This is a genomic window from Micromonospora sp. IBHARD004, from assembly GCF_052814115.1.
On record NZ_CP199934.1, the window covers coordinates 346,479 to 365,220 of the forward strand.

At 74.7% G+C, this 18,742-nt stretch carries 17 protein-coding genes and 1 riboswitch; of the genes, 10 read left to right on the forward strand and 7 right to left on the reverse strand.

What is annotated here, in order from left to right:
- Window positions 1-179: 179 nt before the first annotated feature.
- Window positions 180-1,619 carry a hypothetical protein gene (locus ACTWO6_RS01675; RefSeq protein ID WP_446217866.1) on the reverse strand — a complete coding sequence of 480 codons (1,440 nt, stop codon included), beginning with the start codon at window positions 1,617-1,619 and terminating at the stop codon, window positions 180-182.
- Between the two features lie 113 nt (window positions 1,620-1,732).
- Window positions 1,733-3,310: a C40 family peptidase gene (locus tag ACTWO6_RS01680; protein WP_446217867.1), complete on the reverse strand. Its 1,578-nt coding sequence runs from the start codon at window positions 3,308-3,310 to the stop codon at window positions 1,733-1,735.
- Between the two features lie 244 nt (window positions 3,311-3,554).
- Here ACTWO6_RS01680 and mqnE point away from each other — a divergent pair, with 244 nt between their 5' ends.
- The 4 genes from mqnE (at window position 3,555) to ACTWO6_RS01700 (ending at window position 6,041) form a co-directional block, all read left to right on the forward strand.
- Window positions 3,555-4,724 (forward strand): aminofutalosine synthase MqnE, encoded by a 1,170-nt coding sequence (gene mqnE / locus ACTWO6_RS01685; protein ID WP_446217868.1) that lies wholly within the window; start codon window positions 3,555-3,557, stop codon window positions 4,722-4,724.
- Between the two features lie 10 nt (window positions 4,725-4,734).
- Entirely contained in the window at window positions 4,735-5,160 is a 426-nt protein-coding gene (locus tag ACTWO6_RS01690; RefSeq protein WP_446217869.1) for a hypothetical protein, read from the forward strand.
- Window positions 5,161-5,204: 44 nt separating this feature from the next.
- A complete protein-coding gene (locus ACTWO6_RS01695; protein ID WP_446217870.1) occupies window positions 5,205-5,486 on the forward strand; it encodes a DUF4229 domain-containing protein in 282 nt (93 codons plus the stop codon).
- Window positions 5,487-5,561: 75 nt separating this feature from the next.
- Entirely contained in the window at window positions 5,562-6,041 is a 480-nt protein-coding gene (locus ACTWO6_RS01700; protein WP_446217871.1) for a hypothetical protein, read from the forward strand.
- Between the two features lie 51 nt (window positions 6,042-6,092).
- Here ACTWO6_RS01700 and ACTWO6_RS01705 read toward each other — a convergent pair whose 3' ends face one another.
- On the reverse strand, window positions 6,093-7,430 hold the full coding sequence (locus tag ACTWO6_RS01705; protein WP_446217872.1) for a peptidase C39 family protein: 1,338 nt from the start codon (window positions 7,428-7,430) through the stop codon (window positions 6,093-6,095).
- Between the two features lie 172 nt (window positions 7,431-7,602).
- A riboswitch (cobalamin riboswitch) is annotated at window positions 7,603-7,692 on the forward strand.
- Between the two features lie 114 nt (window positions 7,693-7,806).
- On the opposite strand from ACTWO6_RS01705, the gene ACTWO6_RS01710 reads away from it, so the two are divergent.
- The 3 genes from ACTWO6_RS01710 (at window position 7,807) to ACTWO6_RS01720 (ending at window position 10,671) form a co-directional block, all read left to right on the forward strand.
- Entirely contained in the window at window positions 7,807-8,745 is a 939-nt protein-coding gene (locus tag ACTWO6_RS01710; RefSeq protein WP_446217873.1) for an ABC transporter substrate-binding protein, read from the forward strand.
- A 76-nt stretch (window positions 8,746-8,821) separates the two neighbouring features.
- Window positions 8,822-9,895 (forward strand): FecCD family ABC transporter permease, encoded by a 1,074-nt coding sequence (locus tag ACTWO6_RS01715; protein WP_446220526.1) that lies wholly within the window; start codon window positions 8,822-8,824, stop codon window positions 9,893-9,895.
- Window positions 9,892-10,671, forward strand: coding sequence for an ABC transporter ATP-binding protein (locus ACTWO6_RS01720; RefSeq protein WP_446217874.1), 780 nt, complete (start codon window positions 9,892-9,894; stop codon window positions 10,669-10,671). The genes ACTWO6_RS01715 and ACTWO6_RS01720 overlap by 4 nt, the downstream gene beginning before the upstream one ends.
- A gap of 43 nt (window positions 10,672-10,714) precedes the next feature.
- Here the strand turns inward: ACTWO6_RS01720 and ACTWO6_RS01725 are convergent, their stop codons facing one another.
- From ACTWO6_RS01725 to ACTWO6_RS01740, 4 genes are all read right to left on the reverse strand, one after another.
- Entirely contained in the window at window positions 10,715-11,521 is an 807-nt protein-coding gene (locus ACTWO6_RS01725) for a VOC family protein (RefSeq protein ID WP_446217875.1), read from the reverse strand.
- Window positions 11,522-11,566: 45 nt separating this feature from the next.
- The gene (locus ACTWO6_RS01730) at window positions 11,567-12,304 is read right to left on the reverse strand and encodes an ABC transporter permease (RefSeq protein ID WP_446217876.1); all 738 of its coding nucleotides are present in this window, start codon (window positions 12,302-12,304) and stop codon (window positions 11,567-11,569) included.
- 8 nt (window positions 12,305-12,312) lie between these two features.
- Window positions 12,313-13,239: an ABC transporter ATP-binding protein gene (locus ACTWO6_RS01735; protein ID WP_446217877.1), complete on the reverse strand. Its 927-nt coding sequence runs from the start codon at window positions 13,237-13,239 to the stop codon at window positions 12,313-12,315.
- 143 nt (window positions 13,240-13,382) lie between these two features.
- Window positions 13,383-15,554, reverse strand: coding sequence for a HelD family protein (locus ACTWO6_RS01740; protein WP_446217879.1), 2,172 nt, complete (start codon window positions 15,552-15,554; stop codon window positions 13,383-13,385).
- 260 nt (window positions 15,555-15,814) lie between these two features.
- Between ACTWO6_RS01740 and ACTWO6_RS01745 the strand changes: the two genes are divergently transcribed.
- The 3 genes from ACTWO6_RS01745 to ACTWO6_RS01755 are packed head-to-tail and all read left to right on the forward strand — an operon-like array spanning window position 15,815 to window position 18,637.
- Complete coding sequence (locus ACTWO6_RS01745) at window positions 15,815-16,396, forward strand: ArsR/SmtB family transcription factor (RefSeq protein ID WP_446217881.1); 582 nt, start codon at window positions 15,815-15,817, stop codon at window positions 16,394-16,396.
- 42 nt (window positions 16,397-16,438) lie between these two features.
- Window positions 16,439-17,752, forward strand: coding sequence for an MFS transporter (locus tag ACTWO6_RS01750; RefSeq protein WP_446217882.1), 1,314 nt, complete (start codon window positions 16,439-16,441; stop codon window positions 17,750-17,752).
- Window positions 17,753-17,785: 33 nt separating this feature from the next.
- Window positions 17,786-18,637 carry a menaquinone biosynthetic enzyme MqnA/MqnD family protein gene (locus tag ACTWO6_RS01755; protein ID WP_446217883.1) on the forward strand — a complete coding sequence of 284 codons (852 nt, stop codon included), beginning with the start codon at window positions 17,786-17,788 and terminating at the stop codon, window positions 18,635-18,637.
- Window positions 18,638-18,742: the final 105 nt, after the last annotated feature.

Here is an 18,742-nt window from a genome sequence, read left to right on the forward strand (position 1 = left end):
GCGATGGCCCGCTGCGGCTGAATGCCGCCGAATCGCCCGCAAGATCGCCCATGGGCGCGTGACAGGCGCGCCAGGTCAGTGATCTACCCAAGTGTACGGCGGCGCGCCAGAGCCGCCACCGCACCGCGAGGCCGTAGTGGGCGGGCTCACCATGCTCCCGCCGACCCGTCACCCACCCGTCATCGGCCGGTCATCCCGCTCAACGCGTCGTTGGCCAGGAAGACCACCAGCAGGCTGATCGCGATCAGCAGACCCAGCGACGCGGCCAGCACGATCACCACCTTCGTGTTGCTGGACCGGGTCGTCGGGGCGTCCTCGGCCCAGCCCTGGGCCAGGATGTGCCCGGTCAGCGAGCCGGAATTCTCCAGCGGGTTGCCCGCCGGGAGCGACACGGTGGCGAAGCCGGGCCCCTCGGTGCTGCCGTAGGCCGTGCCGGCCAGGCCCGGGCCGCCCTGGTGGGGGAGCGGGCCGGACCACCCGGCGGCGGGCAGCGCGCTGACCGGGCGGTCCGCGGCCGGCGGCGCGCTGCTCGGGTACGGGTGGACGCCGACGCGGCCGGGCGCCGCGGTGCGGTGGTCGGTGGGGTTGGTCGGCGGTGGCCAGCTCGGCAGCGCGGGCGCCGGCACCACCGGTGGTGCGGAGACCGGCCCGCCCGCCGGGGTGGCCATGGCGGGCGGGGGCGGGAACGGCGGGGCGGGCATCGGGCCCGGGGGCGGCGGGGGCGCGGGCACCGGCGGGCCGGGCGGCGGCACCGGTGGCCCGGGAATCGGCGGTACCGGCCCGGGCGGCGTCGGTCTGGGCGGCGTCGGCCGGGGCGGCGGCGCGGGCACCGGCGGCGCCGGGGAGGGGGGCGTCGGTGCCGGCACGGGCGGCGCCGGGGAGGGTGGCGTCGGTCCCGGTACGGGCGTGGGGACCGGCTCGGGTTCCGGCGTGGGCGGCACCGGGGGCCGGGCCGGCTCCGGCGGCTGCGCCGGCTCGGGCGGCTCGGGATTGACGGGCCCGGCCCGGTAGATCGTGGTGCCGCCGGCCTTCGCCGCCACCGCGGCGCCGGCGGTGCCGGCCTCGTCGGCGGAGATCCGGCGCAGCCCCGGCACGGAGGCGCTGGCCCGGGCGGGTGCCGCCTCGGCCGCGTCGCGCTGCCCCGGCACCGCCGGGTCCGGCGTCGAGCCCTCCGGGGCGGGTGGGGCGGGTGGGGCGGCGGCCCGGGCGGATCCGGAGACCGTCGGGGCGGGTGCGGGGCCGGCCGGGGCGTCGTCCGGGGCGGCCGACCGGTCCGGGTCGGGGTCGGCGGGCCGCTCGGCGGCGGCGAAGCCGGACCAGGTCGAGGGTGGCGCGACGGAGGCGCCGGGCTGACGCCGGTCCAGCGGCGCCGCCTCAGCCGGGCTGCCCGCCCGGTATGTGGTGGCGGTTGCCGGTGCGGCCGGCCGTTCGCCGTCCGGCGGTGCGGCCGTGGCGGCCACGCTGACCCGGCCGCGAGCCACACCGGGGCTCGGTCCCGCCGAGCCCTCGTCGTCCGTCGGGTCGGCCGCCACCCGGCCCGGTGCGGGATCGGCCGGCCCGTCGCTGCGGGGCACGGATCCCGGATGGACCGTCCCCGCCGGAACCTCTAGCTCGCCCATGCTCGCCTCCGCGCCCACGCTCGCACCCGGACCGCGGCGGGCGGCCCGGGAGTGCCTGGATCTCACCGTGCCACAGATCGGCCCGACAGCACAGCCGGAGTGGACGGTTGCGGTCAGCCGCTCGTGCTCGGGCTGCTCGAGGTGGTGTCCGAGGTGCTGTCGGTCGGGGCGACGCTGCTCGTCGTCGGGGCGGGCTCGGTGCTCGTCGCCGGGCTGGGCGACTCGGACGGCGAGGGGGCCGTGGTCGGCGTCGGCGACGGGGACGTGCTCGGCGACGGCGAGGTCGACGGGCTGGTGCTGGGGCTCGGCTTCGTGGTCGTGGTCGTGGGCTTCGGCGTCGCCGTCCGGGTCGGCTTCGGGGTGGCCGTCCGGCTGGGCGTCGGGGTCGGGGTCGGCGTCGTGCCGGGCCTCGGCGGGGTGGTCGTCGCGGTGGGCAGCGGCACCGGGATGGCCGGGGCGGGCACCGCGCCGACGACCCGGGTCGCGGCGTAGAGCCGGGTCCACCGGACGACCGAGATCTTGACGACGTCGCCCGTGCGCGGCGCCTCGACCATCCTGCCGCCGCCGATGTACATCGCGACGTGGTGGATGCTCTGCCAGCTGCTGCCGGAGGCGAAGAAGAGCAGGTCACCCGGGAGCAGGGCGGCGGGATCCACGGTGCGGGAGCGGGTGGCGTAGTACTGGTCCCGGGAGACCCGGGGCAGGTCGTGGTACCCGGCCGACTGGTACGCGGCGAGCATCAGGCCGGAGCAGTCGAACCGGTTCGGTCCCTCCGCCGCCCAGAGGTAGGGGTCACCGAGCTGGGCCAGGGCGTACCGCACGGCGGCCTGCGCCCGCGGGTCGGCGACCAGCCCGCTCACGCTCTGGCTGTTGACGTACGACGCGCCGATCTGCTGCTCGGCGGCGTCCTCGCGCTTCTCGATCTCGACCAGCCGCGCGGCGTTGTCCCTGCGCAGCTTGAGCAGCGCGGCTTCCTGCCGGTGCAGGGCCGCCTCGGCCGTCGCGTACGCGGCGTTGCGCTCCTGGACCCGCGCCTCGGCGGCGGCGTGCGCCTCCCGGGCGATGTTCTCGGCGGCGGTGGCCCGGGCCACCTCGCCGGCCACCGCGGTGGTCGCGCCCTCGGCCTTGTCGCCGCGGGTGATCCGCTGCAGCATGCTGAAGTCGTGCAGGTCGGCGCCGAACTCGCCGGGGGGCAGCGCGGCGGCGGCCTTGACCGCGTCGGCGGCGGCGGCCTTGGCGCTCTGCTGGGCGGCCAGGAGCGCCTCGTGGGCCCGCTGGAGTTCGGTGGCGGCGAGGGCGAGCTGGGCCTGGGCCTCGTCCCGCTGGCCCTTGATCTGGAGCAGGTCGTCGCCGAGCTGACCGACCAGCGCGTCCGCCGCGTTGATCTGGGCGATGAGCGGGCCGTCGCCGGGGTTGGCGGTCGCCGCGCCGGGGGTCGTGCCTAAGGCACCCGGCAGGCCGGCGCCGGGCAGGCCCGGGACCGAGCCGGGCAGCCGCAGGCCGCCGGCGACGACCGGGCGGGACCCGGTGTCGGGGACCGTGTCGGACAGCGGTGGCTCGGCCCAGGCCGGGGTGGCCAGCGCGGCGGCGGCCACCGCGCCGAGCAGCGCGGACCAGAGCGCCGGACGCAGCACCGGCGAGATCACCGGGTTTCCGCGTCGCTGTCGTCGGCCCCGTGCGCTGTCGACCATTCCGCTCCCCGTCCGGTCTGGCGTGTTCCGCACCCTGTTGGGCGCGCTGATCGGGGACGGTACCAGTGGGTGTGTTCCGCCCCACCCTGTCTTACCTCACGGACGCAGGGATGTCGATGCACGGAGGGTGACGCTGGACTGGAAGTCCGGTGAAGAACGTCGCTGGGGTTGACCGGCCCGTTGGTTCGTCGGAGGGCCGACGTACGCTCGACCGGGACCGCAGGTGGAAGGGACGTGGCTTTCGATGGACGCCGGACTCAAGCGCGAGCTCGAAGCGAAGGTGTACGCGGGCGAGCGGCTGACCCGCGAGGACGGGATCGCCCTCTACGACAGCGACGACCTCGCCTGGCTGGGCCGGCTGGCCCACCACAAGCGCACCGAGATGAACGGCGACCGGGTGATGTTCAACGTCAACCGGCACCTCAACCTGACCAACGTCTGCTCCGCCTCGTGCGCGTACTGCTCCTTCCAGCGCAAGCCGGGCGAGAAGGACGCGTACACGATGCGGATCGACGAGGCGGTCCGCAAGGCCAAGGAGATGGAGGACGAGCAGCTCACCGAGCTGCACATCGTCAACGGCCTGCACCCGACCCTGCCCTGGCGCTACTACCCGAAGGTGCTGCGCGAGCTGAAGGCGGCGCTGCCGAACGTCAAGCTCAAGTGCTTCACCGCCACCGAGGTGCAGTGGTTCGAGAAGATCAGCGGCCTGAGCGCCGACGAGATCCTCGACGAGCTGATGGACGCCGGCCTGGAGTCGCTGACCGGTGGCGGCGCGGAGATCTTCGACTGGGAGGTCCGCCAGCACATCGTGGACCACGCCTGCCACTGGGAGGACTGGTCGCGGATCCACCGGCTGGCTCACTCGAAGGGCATGAAGACCCCGTCGACGATGCTCTACGGCCACATCGAGGAGCCCCGGCACCGGGTCGACCACGTGCTGCGGCTGCGCGAGCTGCAGGACGAGACCGGCGGCTTCGCGGTCTTCATCCCGCTGCGCTACCAGCACGACTTCGTGGACTCGGCGGACGGCAAGATCCGTAACCGGATCCAGGCACAGACCACGATGGCCTCGCCGGCCGAGTCGCTGAAGACCTTCGCGGTCTCCCGGCTGCTCTTCGACAACGTCCCGCACCTCAAGAACTTCTGGGTGATGCACGGCCTCTCGGTGGCCCAGCTGTCGCTGAACTTCGGCGTGGACGACCTGGACGGCTCGGTCGTGGAATACAAGATCACCCACGACGCCGACTCGTACGGCACCCCGAACACGATGCACCGGGACGACCTGCTGCACCTGATCTGGGACGCCGGTTTCCAGCCGGTCGAGCGGGACACCCGCTACAACGTGGTCCGGGAGTACGACAAGGCGCCGTCGCTGGCCGAGCGGCGCTCCGAGCCGCAGCAGGTCTGGGCCTGACCCCGGACCGATGACGGAGCAGCAGCAGCGCGCCTTTCCCCGGCGGGACGCCGAGGGACGCATCCTCACCCTGGGTGACCTGCTCGGGGTGAGTCTCGCCGGTCTGGTGATCGGGGTGCTGGCGCTGGTGCTCTTCGAGTGGGCGTTCGCCACGATGGGCGCCGCCGAGTTCGGCCGGACCAACGGCTGGCTGGCGGTGATCCTGCCGCTCTGGCTCTTCTGGGACGACTTCCGGGCCTGGGAGTTCGGCGCGGCCCGGGTGATCGCGGCGCTGGTCGCCGGCGTGGTCGGGGTGGTCGCCGGGTTGCTGGCGGCCGGGCTGGCCGCCGGGCTGCCGCCGCTGGTCTCCGGCGCGCTGGCCGCGGCGGTCTTCACCCTGGCGTACGCGGTGATCTGGTTTCATGGCGTCCACTGGCTGGCCCGCCGGACGGGCTGAACCTCCCGCACCGGGAGACCGGCGGCGGAGAACGGAGTGCGAACGTGAGCGCGGCGGTCAAGTACACGCTGGGCCGGATCGGGCTGTTCGTCGGCGTGCTGGCGGCCCTCTGGTTCGTCGAGATGAACATGTTCCTGCGGCTGATGCTGGCGCTGGTGTTCTCCGCCGCGCTCTCCTTCTTCCTGCTCCGCGGCTGGCGGGACGAGATGGCCGGCGAGATGGCCGAGTCGGCGGAGCGCCGCCGCGCGGAGAAGGAGCGCCTCCGCTCCGCGCTGGCCGGCGACGACCAGCCGGCCGAGGGCGAGCCCGGCGACCAGCACCGCTGACCCCGGGGCCACGGCGGCCGTCGGGCCGGAAACGGGGCAGCGGGACCATGGTGCGTCCGGCTAGGGTCGGTCACCGTGATTGAGAAGATCAGTAGCTGGCGGATGAAGTTCTTCCTCTGGGTCGGGCTTCCCGTCATCGCCATCATCGGTCTGGCCATGTCCGCGCCCGACGTCGCGCCGGCCTGGCAGGCGAAGTCCGGCGGCGGCACGGCGGGCACGTTCACCGCGGTCAGCGAGGAGTGCGGTCGCCGCAGTTGCACCTGGCACGGCGACTTCGAAGCCGCCGGGGGCGGCGCGCGCCGAGCGGACGTCATCCTCTACGACGCGCCCGACGGTCTGACCGCGGGTGGCACCGCAGCCGCGCGGGACACCGGGGCAGGCAAGGGGGTCTTCTCCGCCGAGGGCGGTTCCACCTGGCTGCTCGTCACGGGGATCACGCTGGCCGGTGCGCTCGCCGCGATCGCCTGGGTGGTCATCGTGGTCCGCACGATCGCCACCCGACGCCGCGACAAGGCCGCGATCGACCGGCTCGCCAGGACGCCGGTACAGGGCTGAGAACACGCGCCCGGCCCGGTCCTGAGCGGACCGGGCCGGGCGTGGTCGTCACTACCAGTTGGTGGAGCCCGCCACCTGGGGCCAGGCCACGTCGGTCGGCTTGATCAGGTAGGCGATGCCGCCCGAGCCGCTGCCGGTGCCGCCGCTGGCGGTGGTCCGCTTGGTACGCAGCCAGATCTGCTCGAACTGGTCGCGCTTGTAGACGTTCCGCACCGCCTCGTTGCTGGACGAGGCGGGGTCGTTGGCGATGACGTCGCCGTCGGCGGTGAAGCCGACCACCACCATCAGGTGGCCCGAGGTGCCGTAGCCCGCCCCGTCCAGCTCGCTGGAGAGGAAGGACTGGCTGGTCACCACGGGGATGCCGGCGGCGATGAAGTGCTCCAGCTCGTCCAGCGAGTGCAGCCGGGTCACCTTCGCCTCCAGCCCGGGGAAGCTGGCCGCGTACGCGGTGTTGAACGGCCAGTTGCCGGCGCCGTCGTACTGGTAGTCGTAGGTCATCCGGGCGGCGTGGTTGACCGTCGGGTCGGGGTAGGTCGGGTCCACCCAGGACGTGTCGGCCGCCGAGGGCTGCCGGCCCCAGTACTCGACCACCATCTCGGTGGAGGTCGGCGAGCACCAGGCCTCGCCGCCGCCGTCGTACTCGGGGTAGTGGCCGGCGTGGATGTTCTGTGAGTGGCGCGGGACGGCCAGTTCGGTGCCCCAGGCGATGTGGCCGGCGCTGGGGGTCACCGTGAACCGGTCCGGCACGTTCGAGCTCATCGCGCCGAGCGAGCGGACCACCGGCGAGGCGGTCTGCGCCGGGTCACGGTAGAGGGTCAGCCGCAGCTGGTACGCGTCGAGCAGCACGCCGGCGCTGGTGTCGTCGATGGAGAACGTGTCGGTCCAGATGCTGGACGTCTTGTCGCCCTGCTTGTCGACGCTGGTCCGCATGATGTCGCCGTCGCCGGAGGCCCAGCGACCCATCACGTACCAGGGGGTCTGGCCGCCGGTGGTGTAGGTGCCCTGGAGTTCGACCTGGATCCAGGTGCCGGCGGGGGTGTCGGCGTTCCAGGAGGCGACCAGCTCGCTGGCGCCGAAGCCGACCTCGGTCAGCGGGGTCGTCCAGGTGCCGTACGCCCAGGTCCGCTTGCTCTTGCCGTGCGGGTCCTTGTAGACGGTCGTGCCGACCGGGGTGCCGAGCGTGAGGCCGGCGGGGGTGACCAGCGTGCCGGCGGCCGTGCCGGCCTGCCAGCCGGCGTCGCCGGACCAGCCCTGCCAGGTGATCTGCTCGTCGTGGGTCACCGGCTCGGCGGTGACCTGGGTGACGGCCCCGGCGGGGGCGGTGGTGCCGAGGAGGGCGAGCACGGTCACGCCGGCGAGGGCGACCGTGCGCAGGGATGTCGTGGCCATGGCAGCTCCACAGGAGTGAGGCGTCGTTGCCGTTCACTGTCCCGCTTGGAAGGAACTTTCGCCAGGTGTTCACGGATGGAAAATCATTGCCGATATGCCCCCACCCACCCCGCCCGTCCGGACGATCTCCGCTGCTCGTGCGCTACCGTGACAGCGACCAACCCGCAGCGAAGCCGGTGTGAAACCGGTGCTGTCCCGCAACTGTGATGCCCCGCACGGCGTCGGCTCCGGCCGGCGCCGACGTGTGTGGGGACGAGCCAGGTCGCCTGCGGCACGGTCGCGACACGCGCTCTCGAGGAAGGGCGCCTCGCGGACGGGCACGCCAAGGCGGTCCCTGTCGGCGAAGCACCACACTCCTCGACCGACAGGAGGACCCATGTCCAGACGTACCCCCCGGCTCTTCGCCGCGACCCTCGCGGTGGCCGCGTTGGCCCTCGGCGCCTGCGCCGAGAAGACCTCGAACGACACCCCCGCCGCCGGCGGCAGCTCGGCGACCGCCGCCTTCCCGGTCACCGTCGGCAAGCTGACCCTGGAGAAGCGGCCGGAGAAGATCGTCTCGCTCTCACCGTCGGCGACCGAGATGCTCTTCGCCGTCGGCGCCGGCAGGCAGGTCGCCGCCGTCGACGACCAGTCGAACCACCCGGCCGACGCGCCGAAGAGCGACCTGTCCGGCTTCCAGCCGAACGCCGAGGCGATCGCCGGCAAGAGCCCCGACCTGGTGGTGCTCTCCAACGACACCAACAAGATCGTCGACCAGCTCACCACGCTGAAGATCCCGGTGCTGCTCACCCCCGCGGCGACCACGCTCGACGACACGTACCAGCAGATCACCGACCTGGGCGCGCTCACCGGCCACCCGACGGAGGCGGCCGACGTCACGAAGAAGATGAAGGACGACATCGCCGCGCTGACCAAGGACCTGCCGCAGCGGGCGAAGAAGCTGACCTACTACCACGAGCTGGGCCCGGAGCTGTACAGCGCGACCAGCAAGACGTTCATCGGCTCGATCTACGCCCTGGCCGGCCTGGAGAACATCGCCGACCCGTCGGACGCCGACGGCAAGAACGGCGGCTACCCGCAGCTGTCCCAGGAGGTCATCGTCAAGGCCAACCCGGACTTCGTCTTCCTGGCCGACACCAAGTGCTGCAAGCAGACCCCCGACACGGTCAAGGCGCGCAGCGGCTGGGCCGGCGTCACCGCGGTGAAGAACAACCAGATCGTCGCCCTCGACGACGACATCGCCTCGCGCTGGGGCCCGCGCGTCGTCGACCTGCTCAAGGCGATCGTCGACGCCACCGCCAAGGTGCCCGCGTGATCCGTCGGTGACCGTGCGACCAGCGGAATCCGCCGACCGGCCGGCCGGGACGCCCCACGCGTCCCGGCCGTCCGGCGTGCCCACGGCCGGACCGGGTGCGACGGTCCGGCCGGCCGGGCTGCGCAAACGGTGGCTGGCCGCCGGAGTCGTCGCCGTCCTCATCGCCCTGGTCGCCGGGGTGTCCCTCGGGCCGGTCAGCCTGCCGCCCGGCAGCGTCGCCGCCGAACTGCTCAACCTGCTGCCCGGGGTGCACCTGGAGAGCGGGCTGAGCGAACGCGAGATCGCCATCGTCACCGAGCTGCGGCTGCCCCGGGTGGTGCTCGGCCTGCTCGTCGGCGGGCTGCTCGCCCTCGCCGGCGGCTGCTACCAGGGGGTGTTCCGCAACCCGCTGGCCGACCCGTACCTGCTCGGCGTGGCGGCCGGCGCCGGGCTCGCGGTGACCGCGGTGATCGCCCTCGGCGCCGGGGCGGGCGGGGCGCTGACCGGGATGCCGGTCACCATCCCCCTCGCGGCCTTCGTCGGCTCGCTCGGGGCGGTCGCCATGACGTACCTGCTCGGCGCGGCCGGTGGGCGGGACCGGTCACCCGCCACGCTGATCCTGGCCGGGGTGGCGGTGTCGGCGTTCCTCGCCGCCGGGCAGACGTACCTGCTGCAACGCCACTCGGACAACATCCAGCAGGTCTACTCCTGGCTGCTCGGCCGGCTGGCCACCGCAGGCTGGCACGACGTCCGGCTGGTCCTGCCGTACTTCGTGCTGACCGCCGTGGTGGTGCTGCTGCACCGACGGGAGCTCGACGTCCTCTCCGTCGGCGACGACGAGGCGACCAGCCTCGGCCTGCACCCGCAGCGTTCCCGCTACCTGCTGATCGCCGCCGCCTCGCTCGGCACGGCCGCCGCGGTCTCCGCCTCCGGCCTGATCGGCTTCGTCGGCATCATCGTGCCGCACACCGTACGGCTGCTGGCCGGGTCCAGCTACCGGGTGATCCTGCCGCTGTCGATGCTCTTCGGCGGGGCGTTCCTGGCGCTGACCGACGTGGTCGCCCGGACCGCCGCCGCCCCCGCCGAGATCCCGATCGGCGTGGTCACCGCCCTGCTCGGCGGCCCGTTCTTCGTCCTGGTCCTGCGCACCGCCCGCCGGGTGTTCACATGAACGCGCCGGCGGTCGAGGTGCGTGACCTGCACGTGCGGCTGGGGGGCGCGCCGATCCTGGCCGGCGTCGACCTGACCGTCGCGGCCGGCGAGTGGGTCACCGTGATCGGCCCGAACGGCGCCGGCAAGTCGACCCTGCTGCGCGCCGTCGGCGGCCTGCTGCCCGCGCCGGGCGCGGTCGCCCTCTTCGGTACGCCGATCCAGGCGCTGCGCCGCCGGGACCGGGCCCGGGTGGTGGCCACCGTCGCCCAGTCCCCGGTGGTGCCGGCCGGCATGTCGGTACTCGACTACGTGCTGCTCGGCCGGACCCCGTACATCCCGCCGCTGGGCCGGGAGTCCGCCGCCGACCTGGTCGCCGTGCACGAGGTGCTGGACCGGCTGGATCTCGGCGCGTTCGGGCGCCGGGAGCTGGCCACCCTCTCCGGCGGCGAGCGGCAGCGCGTCTTCCTGGCCCGGGCGCTGGCCCAGGGCGCCACCCTGCTGCTGCTCGACGAGCCGACCAGCGCGCTGGACATCGGCCACCAGCAGGAGGTGCTGGAGCTGGTCGACCAGCTCCGCCGGGAGCACGGCCTGACCGTGCTCGCCACCATGCACGACCTCTCCGTCGCCGGCGAGTACGCCGACCGGATGGTCCTGCTCGCCGAGGGCCGCGTCGCCGCCTCCGGCCCACCCGGCGAGGTCCTCACCGAACCCCTGCTGGCGAAGCACTACCGCGCCCACGTCCGCGTCATCCCCGGCGACCACGGCCCCCTGGTGGTCCCCGTCCGCCCCCACTGAACCCCCTGCCGGATGCGAGATCGGCGCGTGGAGGGGGAGGGGGTCAGCGGAGGGTGGTGATGGAGAAGAGGGCGCCCTGGGGGTCGCGGAGCGCGGCGGTGCGGCCGGCCGGGATGTCGCGGGGCGGGACGAGGATGGTACCGCCGAGTTCGCCGGCGCGGGCGGCGGTGGCGTCGGCGTCCTCGACCGCGAAGTAGACCGACCAGTACGCCGGCAGGTCGGCCGGCAGCTCCTTCAGCGGCGGCATCATCCCGGCGACCACCCGAGCCCCGCAGCGCCAGCCGGTGTAGGTGACCGGGCCCATCGGCTGCTCCTCCGGCTGCCAGCCGAAGACCAGCGCGTAGAACTCCCGGGCCCCCTCCGGATCGGGGGTGACCAGTTCGTTCCAGCACATCGCGCCCGGAACGTTGAACAGCTCCGCGCCGCGCATCGCCATCGGCTGCCAGACGCTGAACACCGCGCCGGCCCGGTCGGCGAGGACCGCCATCCGGCCCTGGCCGAAGACGTCGAACGGGGTGACCACGACCTGCCCGCCGGCGGCCTCGACCCGGGTGGCGACCAGGTCGGCGTCGTCGGTCGCCACGTACGTCGACCAGATCGGCACCTGGTCGGGGGTGGCCGGCGGCCCCGCGCCGGCGACCGACCTGCCGTTCTTGAGGAAGACGGTGTACCCGCCCGCCTCCGGCTCGGGGGAGACCCGGCCGGTCCAGCCGAACAGCTCCGGGTAGAACCGCTTCGCGACCTCCAGGCCGGGCGTGGCCAGGTCGGCCCAGCAGGGCGTGCCGGGCTCGACGCCGTTCACGGTGACCCCTCTCGCCGTGGCGGCCCCGCTGGCACGCCCTGCCGGCATCGTGGCACCGTCCCCGGGCCCGCCGGGCCGGTTCCGGACAAAACGTCAGGTGAAGCGGCGTCCCTCGTCCCGCCGGTACGCCCATCCGGCGACCGCCGCCAGCACGACGATCCAGACGCCGAGCATCACCACCGAGACCCGGTCGGCCCGCCAGTCGGTGGTCGCCGCCCACATCAGCTCGACGGCGCCCCGGGTCGGCAGGTAGGGGGCGATCGCCTGGATGAAGCCGGGCGCGTCGTCCGGGCCGGAGAGCAGCCCGCCGCCGAAGGCGAGCGGGAAGAAGATGATCTGCGCGACCACGATCGCCGCCTTGCTCGGCAGCGAGTAGCCGACGGCCAGCCCCATCAGGGTGAACGGCACCGAGATCGCGGCGACCGTGGCCGCGCCGAGCAGGAGCTGCACCGGGGTGATCCGGGCCGCGGTGGCCACCGCGGCGATCACCACCACCGGCAGCATCGACAGGTACGTCAGCACCAGGCCGGCCAGGATCCGGCCGGCCAGACGCGGGGCCGTTCCGGCCGGCAGGGTCCGGGTGTACGGGTTCCAGGGCTGGTCGCGGTCCTCGGCGACGCCGACGCCGTACTGGAAGATGTTGGCGCTCATCACCGCGAAGGTGACCATGGCGCCGGTGGCGTAGGTGGCGCCGACCGCGTCGTCGGCGGCGAACGGCACCACGAAGAAGAGCATCGCGGCGGCGGGGAAGAACGCGCTGCCGAAGACCGCCACCGGGATCCGGAGGGTCTCCAGCAGCTGGTAGCGCGCGTGAACCAGGGCGAGCGGCACGGATGCTCCTAGACGGTGATGGTCGCGGGCCGGTCGTCGGCGGTGATGGCGAGGAACGCCTCCTCCAGCGAGGTGGGGCGTACCTCCAGGTCGTGGAACGCGACCCCGGCGGTGACCAGGTCGCGGACGAGCTGGTCGGCGTCGGTGGTGAGCAGGTGGGTACGCCCGTCGGACCGCTCGGTGGCGACCACGCCCGGCAGCGGCGGCAGGTCGTCGGCGACGAGGCTGACCCGGCGTACCCCGACGATGCCGCGGACGGCGTCCACCGTGTCGTCGGCGAGCACCCGGCCGTGGCCCACCACCACCACCCGGTGCGCGAGCGCCTCCACCTCTTCCAGGTAGTGGCTGCTCAGCAGGACCGTGCCGCCGTCGGCGTGGAAGCCCCGGATGGCCTCCCAGAGGGTGTGTCGCGCCTCGACGTCCAGCCCGGTGGTCGGCTCGTCGAGGATGACCAGCCGGGGCCGGCCGACGAAGGCGAGGGCGACCGCGAGCCGGCGGCGCTGGCCGCCGGAGAGGCCGCCGGTCTGCCGCCGCACCTGCTCGGTGAGGCCGAACCGGTCGAGCAGCTCGCCCCGGGGGACCGGGTCGGGGAAGTGCGCGGCGACGTAGTCCACCACCTCGCCGACCCGCAGCGTGCCGGGCAGCCCGGTCTCCTGCGGGGTCACCCCGATCAGCCGCCGGCTGGCCGGGTCACGGGGGTCGCCGCCGAAGAGCTCCACCCGGCCGGCGGTCGGGCGGCGCAGCCCGACCAGCAGGTTGAGCAGGGTGCTCTTGCCGGCGCCGTTCGGACCGAGCAGGCCGACCAGCTCGCCGGCGTGCACGGTCAGGTCGACCCGGTCCAGGGCGAGCACGTCGCCGTAGCGGCGGGTGGCCTGGTCGGCGCGGGCGAGCACGTCGCCGGGGATGGCCGCGGTTGCGGGCGCGATGTCGGGCACGACTCCTGTATAGCCGCTCCGGGCCACCCGCGGGTGCCGGTGGTATCGGTTGTCACCGATCTCCGGTTCCGGCGCATGCGGATGGGTGCGCTCACCTGTCTCGGCCGCCGCCGCCGTCGTCCGGCTGAGCTGGCGCTGACCGCTCAGCCGAGCGGGTCCGGCAGCGGCTCCCGGTGCAGCACCGAGAGCCGGGAGACCGCCCGGGTCAGCACCACGTAGAGGCGGTGCAGCCCGCGCGGCTCCGCCGCGACGATCGCGGCCGGCTCGACGACCACGACGTGGTCGTACTCCAGGCCCTTGACCAGGGTCGCGGGCACCACGGTGACGCGCGCCGCGGCCGCCACGTCGTCGGCGCTCGCGGTCTCGACGCCCGCGTCGGCGAGCGCCGCCCGGAGCCCGTCCACCACGTCGTCGGCGGCGATCACGCCGACCGAGCCGTCGTGCGCGAGCGCCGCCCGCACCTCGGCCACCGTCGCCACGGTCAGGTCGGCCACGGTACGCACGTCCAGGCCGCCGTCGCGGCGCAGCGACTCGGCCGGCGGTACGTCGACGGCGAGCGCCGGCAGCAGCCGGTTGGCGAACGCGACCACCGCCGCCGGCACCCGGAAGCCGACGCTCAGCGGCACCACCACCGCGTCCGGCTTGCCGAGGTGGGCCAGGGACTCCCGCCAGTCGGTGGCGGCCCACGGCGCGGTGCCCTGGGCCAGGTCGCCGAGGAGCGTGATCGAGCCGTGCTCGCTGCGCCGGGCGATGGCCCGGCACTGCATCGGGGAGAGGTCCTGCGCCTCGTCGACCACCACGTGGCCGAAGCCGGCCGGCCGCTCGATCAGCCCGGCCGCCTCGTCGATCAGCACCGCGTCGGCGGCCGTCCACTTCGTCGCCTTCGGCGTCCGGCCGAGCTTGGTCCCGGTCGCCGTCCGGCCACTCCGCCGCCCGGCTGCCCCGTCGGTGGCCGCGCCGTCGCCCGGCTGCCCCGCCGGTCCGCCGGTGACCGCCGGGCCGAGCAGCAGCGCCTGCTCCTCGGCGGTGAGCAGGCCGTCCGCGGCGGCGGCGAGCGCGTCCGGGTCGCCGAGCAGGCGGTGCGCCAGCCCCTCGGGGGTGAGCGCCGGCCAGACCGCGTCGAGGAAGGCGCTGACCGGCTTCGCCTTGGCCATCCGGCGCAGCCAGGCGTCGCTGGGTGACTCGGCGCGGCGCGCCTCGGACTGGCGTTGCAGCAGCCCGACCACGCGGGCCCGGACGCGTTCCCGGCCGGTGGCGTAGGGCAGCCCCTCCCGGCGGGTCTCCTCGACCACCCGGTGCAGCGGGTCGAGGCCGATTCGCCAGCGGAACGATCCGTCCGAGACCATGATCGGCTCGGTCGGCGTACCGATGTGCGCGTCGACGGCGCGGCGCAGCACCTCGGCCATCCGGACGTCGTGCTTGAGGGTGGCGACGGCCGGGTCGTCGACGGCCCGTACCGGCGCCCGGACGACCAGGTCCTCCACGGTCGCCTGCGCGACCTCGACCTCGCCGAGCGCCGGCAGCACCGCCGCGATGTACGACAGGAAGGCCCGGTTCGGCCCGACGATCAGCACCCCCGAGCGGCGCAGTCGCTCCCGGTGCAGGTAGAGCAGGTACGCGGCCCGGTGCAGCCCGACGGCGGTCTTGCCGGTGCCCGGCGCCCCCTGGACGCAGATCGAGTCGGTCAGGTCGGCGCGGACCAGCTCGTCCTGCTCCGGCTGGATGGTGGCGACGATGTCCCGCATCGGCCCGACGCGGGGACGCTCGATCTCGGCGGTGAGGATCCGGCTGGCCGTGCCGAGCTCCTCGCCCCGGTCCAGGTGCTCGTCCTCGAAGCTGGTGAGCAGGCCGCTGCTGAAGCCGAACCGCCGCCGGACGGCGACGCCCTGCGGGTCCCGGGCGCTGGCCCGGTAGAACGAGCGGGAGACCGGGGCCCGCCAGTCCAGCACCAGCGGCTCGCCCGCCTCGTCGGTGACGTGCCGCCGCCCGACGTGGTAGTCCCGCCCGGCGTGGTCCGGGTCGGTATCGCCGAAGTCGAGCCGGCCGAAGAAGAGCGGGGTGGTCGGGTCGTCGGCGAGTTCGGCGACCCGCCGGGCGAGGGTGCGGCCCAGCATCTCCGCCGCGTACGGGTCGCCGGCGACCTGCTCGCCGCCGGCGAAGAGGGCTTCGGCGCGTTCCCGCATCCGGCGCAGGGCGGCCCGGGAGGTGTCCAGGTGGGCGCGTTCGGCGGCGAGCTGGGTGTCCAGGTCGTCGCGGGGTGGGGTGTCGGGTCGGGCGGGCAGGCTGGTGCGGTGGGGTTCGGCGGCAAGGGTCATCCGAGGCGACCTTCCGGTGCGTTCGTGTGATCGGTTGACCTGGGCCGCCCGGCGCTCCGTCAGACGCGGTGCCGGCTGTGCCCGGTGGCGAGGTGGCGCGCGGCCTCGCGCGCGGCGCTCCACGTTACGCCTCGTCGTGGCCGTGGGCCAGGCATTTTCCGGTTGCGGCGGGGCGATGGTGGCTGGTCCCGCCCCTGTGCGCCCACGTCCGGGGCCCGGCCGGTCGGACCACGCGGAGCGGGAGCGGGATCATAGGGGGCATGACCGAGGCGCGCCCCGAGCAGCGCCGGGTGACGATCAGCGACCCGCAGGTGATGCGGGCGCTGGCCCATCCGGCCCGACTCGCGATCATGGAACACCTCAGCTCGCTGGAGGGCGGTGCCACCGCCACCGAGTGCGCCGAGATCGCCGGCCTGTCGCCGAGCGCGACCAGCTACCACCTGCGGGCGTTGGCGAAGTTCGGCCTGATCGAGCCGGCGCCGAGCCGGGGTGACGCCCGGGAGCGGGTGTGGCGGGCGTTCAGCCCGTCCTACTACATCGAGCCGGGACGGTCGGCCGGTTCGGACGCGCGGGCCGCCGAGCGGGCGCTGGTGGAGGCGCACACCGCCCGGGACGCGCAGCGGACCTTCGACTGGCTCGACCGGGCGGCGGGCGAGCCGGCGGAGTGGTACGACGCGGCCCGGCTCAGCGACACCCTGTTGCTGCTCACCGCCGAGGAGTTGGCGGCGCTGAACGAGGCCGTCCACGAGCTGTTGGCGCCGTACCGCCGGCGGATCCGCCGAGACCCGCCGGCGGGCGCGCGCCCCGTCGCGGTCCAGTACCGGGCGCTGCCCCTCGAGTGAGGGGGCTTGTGCCGACCAGATGTGAAGCATTATTTTCGAAGTATGTCCTTCACACCTGGTCCGTCGCGCTGGTCCGACGTCTGGCTCGCCACCGCCGCCCGGGGGATCTCCAGCTGCGGCGACTTCCTCGCCGCCAGCGCCCTCACGCTGGCCCTCCAGTCCGCCGGGGCGGGCGGGCTGGCCGTCTCCGGCCTGCTGCTCGCGGCCACCCTGCCGCTGGTGGCGCTCGCCCCGCTGACCGGACGGCTCGCCGACCGGGTGGACAGCCGGCTCCTGCTGGTGGTCGCCGGGCTCGCCCAGGCCGGGACCTGCCTCGCCCTCGCGTACGCCGGGCATCCGGCCCTGGTCATCGGCCTGGTGGCGCTGCTCGCCGCCGGTCTTGCGGTCACCCAGCCGGTGCTCGCCGCCCTGGTGCCCGCCATGGTCCGGGCCGACGACCTGCCCCGGGCCAGTGCCCTCAACCAGACCGCCGGCACCCTCGGGGCGCTCGCCGGGCCGGCGCTGGCCGGGCTGCTGGTCGGCGAGTTCGGTGCCCGCCTGCCGCTGCTCGTCGACGCCGGCAGCTACCTCGCGCTGGTGGCGGCCGGGCTGCTCATCCGGACCCGGCGGGGCGGCCGGCGGCGCCCCGAGCCCACCGCCGCCCACGGCGCGCACCCCACCTGGCGACTGCGCCGGGACCCGCTGCTGGTCGTGATGGTCGGCGCCCTCGCCGCGGTGGTCACCGCGGTCGGCGCGATCAACGTGGTCGAGGTCTTCTTCATCCGGGAGACCCTGGGCAGTTCCACCACCGTGTACGGGCTGGTTACCGGCTCCTGGACGCTCGGCATCGTGCTCGGCGGCTGGCTCTTCGCCCGACTCGCCCGGCGACTCACCGACGACGGCGTGCTGCTCGGCGCCGGCCTGGCCCTGCTCGGCGGCTGCTGCCTGGCGGTGCTGGCCTCGGCGGCGGTGCCCGCGGCGCTGCTGCTCGTGCCGATCTGGCTGGCCGGCGGGGTGGCCAACGGGGGCGACAACGTCTTCAACAACCTGCTGCTGGCCCGCCGGGTGCCCGCGGCGGACCGGGGCCGCGCGTTCGCCGTGTTCGGTGCCGCGGTCCAGGGCGCCGGGATGGGCGGTTTCCTGATCGGTGGGCTGCTGCTGGAGGTGGCCGAGCCACGACCGCTGGTCGCCGGCGCCGGGGTGGCCGGTCTGCTGGCGGTGGCCGCGGTCGCGCTGCCGGTGCGCCGCGCCGTCCGGGCCGAGCGGGTGGGCCGCCCGCGGGTCGGCGACCCCGACCCGGCCGGCGGCGGTGGGCGGGAGGCCGTCGCGGTGCCGGAGGCCGGTGCGGAGTTGGCCACTCCGGTGCCCTCCCGCTGAGCCGGGCGTCGGCGGCGGGGATACGGTCGGGGCATGGCTGACCGCATCGCCCGCCCCCGGGTCGGACACATCCAGTTCCTGAACTGCCTGCCGATCTACTGGGGGCTGATGCGGTCCGGCGCGCTGCTCGACGTCGACCTGCACAAGGACTCGCCGGACCGGCTGAACGCCGCGCTGGTCGCCGGCGACCTGGACATCGGGCCGATCTCGCAGGTGGAGTACCTGCGGCACGCCGACGAGCTGCTGCTCCTGCCGGACCTGGCGGTCGGCAGCGACGGCCCGGTGCTCTCGGTCAACGTGGTCTCCACCAAGCCCCTCGCCGAGCTGGACGGCGATCGGGTCGCCCTCGGCTCGACCTCCCGGACCGGCGTGCTCCTGGCCCGGATGCTGCTCGGCGAGCGGTACGGCGTCCGTCCCGAGTACTTCCGCTGCCCGCCGGACCTGACCCAGATGCTGCTGGAGGCCGACGCCGGGGTGCTGATCGGCGACGTGGCGCTGCGCGCCCTCTACGAGGCGCCCCGCCGGGGCCTGGCTGTCACCGACCTCGGCCAGGCCTGGCGGGAGTGGACCGGCCTGCCGATGGTCTTCGCCGTCTGGGCGGTCCGCCGCGACTTCGCCGCCGCCCACCCCGGCCTGGTCAAGGAGGTGCACGAGGCGTTCCTGCGCTCGCGCGACCTCTGCCTGGCCGAGCTGGACCAGGTCGCCGAGGCGGCCGCCCGGTGGGAGCCGTTCGACGCGGCGACCCTGGCGACCTACTTCCGCACCCTCGACTTCTCCCTCGGCGAGCGGCAGGTGGCCGGCGTGCGCGAGTTCGCCCGGCGGGCCGCCGCGCTCGGTGAGGCCCCGGCCCTGCCCGAGGGCGGCCCCGAGTTCTTCGCCGGCTGACCCTCGGGCGGGCGTGCCGGCTCGAGCCGGCCGGTTTCGGTGGAACGGCGACGTGGCGGCCTCCCGGGGACCGGGACACCGCCACGTCGGCGAAGCGGAGCAGAT

Excerpts from the sequence above, each read along its gene's own strand:
- ACTWO6_RS01725 (WP_446217875.1), bottom strand. The coding sequence starts at position 11,521 with ATGCCGGCAGGGCGTGCCAGCGGGGCCGCCACGGCGAGAGGGGTCACC.
- ACTWO6_RS01750 (WP_446217882.1), top strand. The coding sequence starts at position 16,439 with ATGTCCTTCACACCTGGTCCGTCGCGCTGGTCCGACGTCTGGCTCGCC.
- ACTWO6_RS01710 (WP_446217873.1), top strand. The coding sequence starts at position 7,807 with ATGTCCAGACGTACCCCCCGGCTCTTCGCCGCGACCCTCGCGGTGGCC.
- ACTWO6_RS01680 (WP_446217867.1), bottom strand. The coding sequence starts at position 3,310 with ATGGTCGACAGCGCACGGGGCCGACGACAGCGACGCGGAAACCCGGTG.
- ACTWO6_RS01705 (WP_446217872.1), bottom strand. The coding sequence starts at position 7,430 with ATGGCCACGACATCCCTGCGCACGGTCGCCCTCGCCGGCGTGACCGTG.
- ACTWO6_RS01720 (WP_446217874.1), top strand. The coding sequence starts at position 9,892 with ATGAACGCGCCGGCGGTCGAGGTGCGTGACCTGCACGTGCGGCTGGGG.
- ACTWO6_RS01740 (WP_446217879.1), bottom strand. The coding sequence starts at position 15,554 with ATGACCCTTGCCGCCGAACCCCACCGCACCAGCCTGCCCGCCCGACCC.
- mqnE (WP_446217868.1), top strand. The coding sequence starts at position 3,555 with ATGGACGCCGGACTCAAGCGCGAGCTCGAAGCGAAGGTGTACGCGGGC.
- ACTWO6_RS01745 (WP_446217881.1), top strand. The coding sequence starts at position 15,815 with ATGACCGAGGCGCGCCCCGAGCAGCGCCGGGTGACGATCAGCGACCCG.
- ACTWO6_RS01690 (WP_446217869.1), top strand. The coding sequence starts at position 4,735 with ATGACGGAGCAGCAGCAGCGCGCCTTTCCCCGGCGGGACGCCGAGGGA.
- ACTWO6_RS01755 (WP_446217883.1), top strand. The coding sequence starts at position 17,786 with ATGGCTGACCGCATCGCCCGCCCCCGGGTCGGACACATCCAGTTCCTG.
- ACTWO6_RS01675 (WP_446217866.1), bottom strand. The coding sequence starts at position 1,619 with ATGGGCGAGCTAGAGGTTCCGGCGGGGACGGTCCATCCGGGATCCGTG.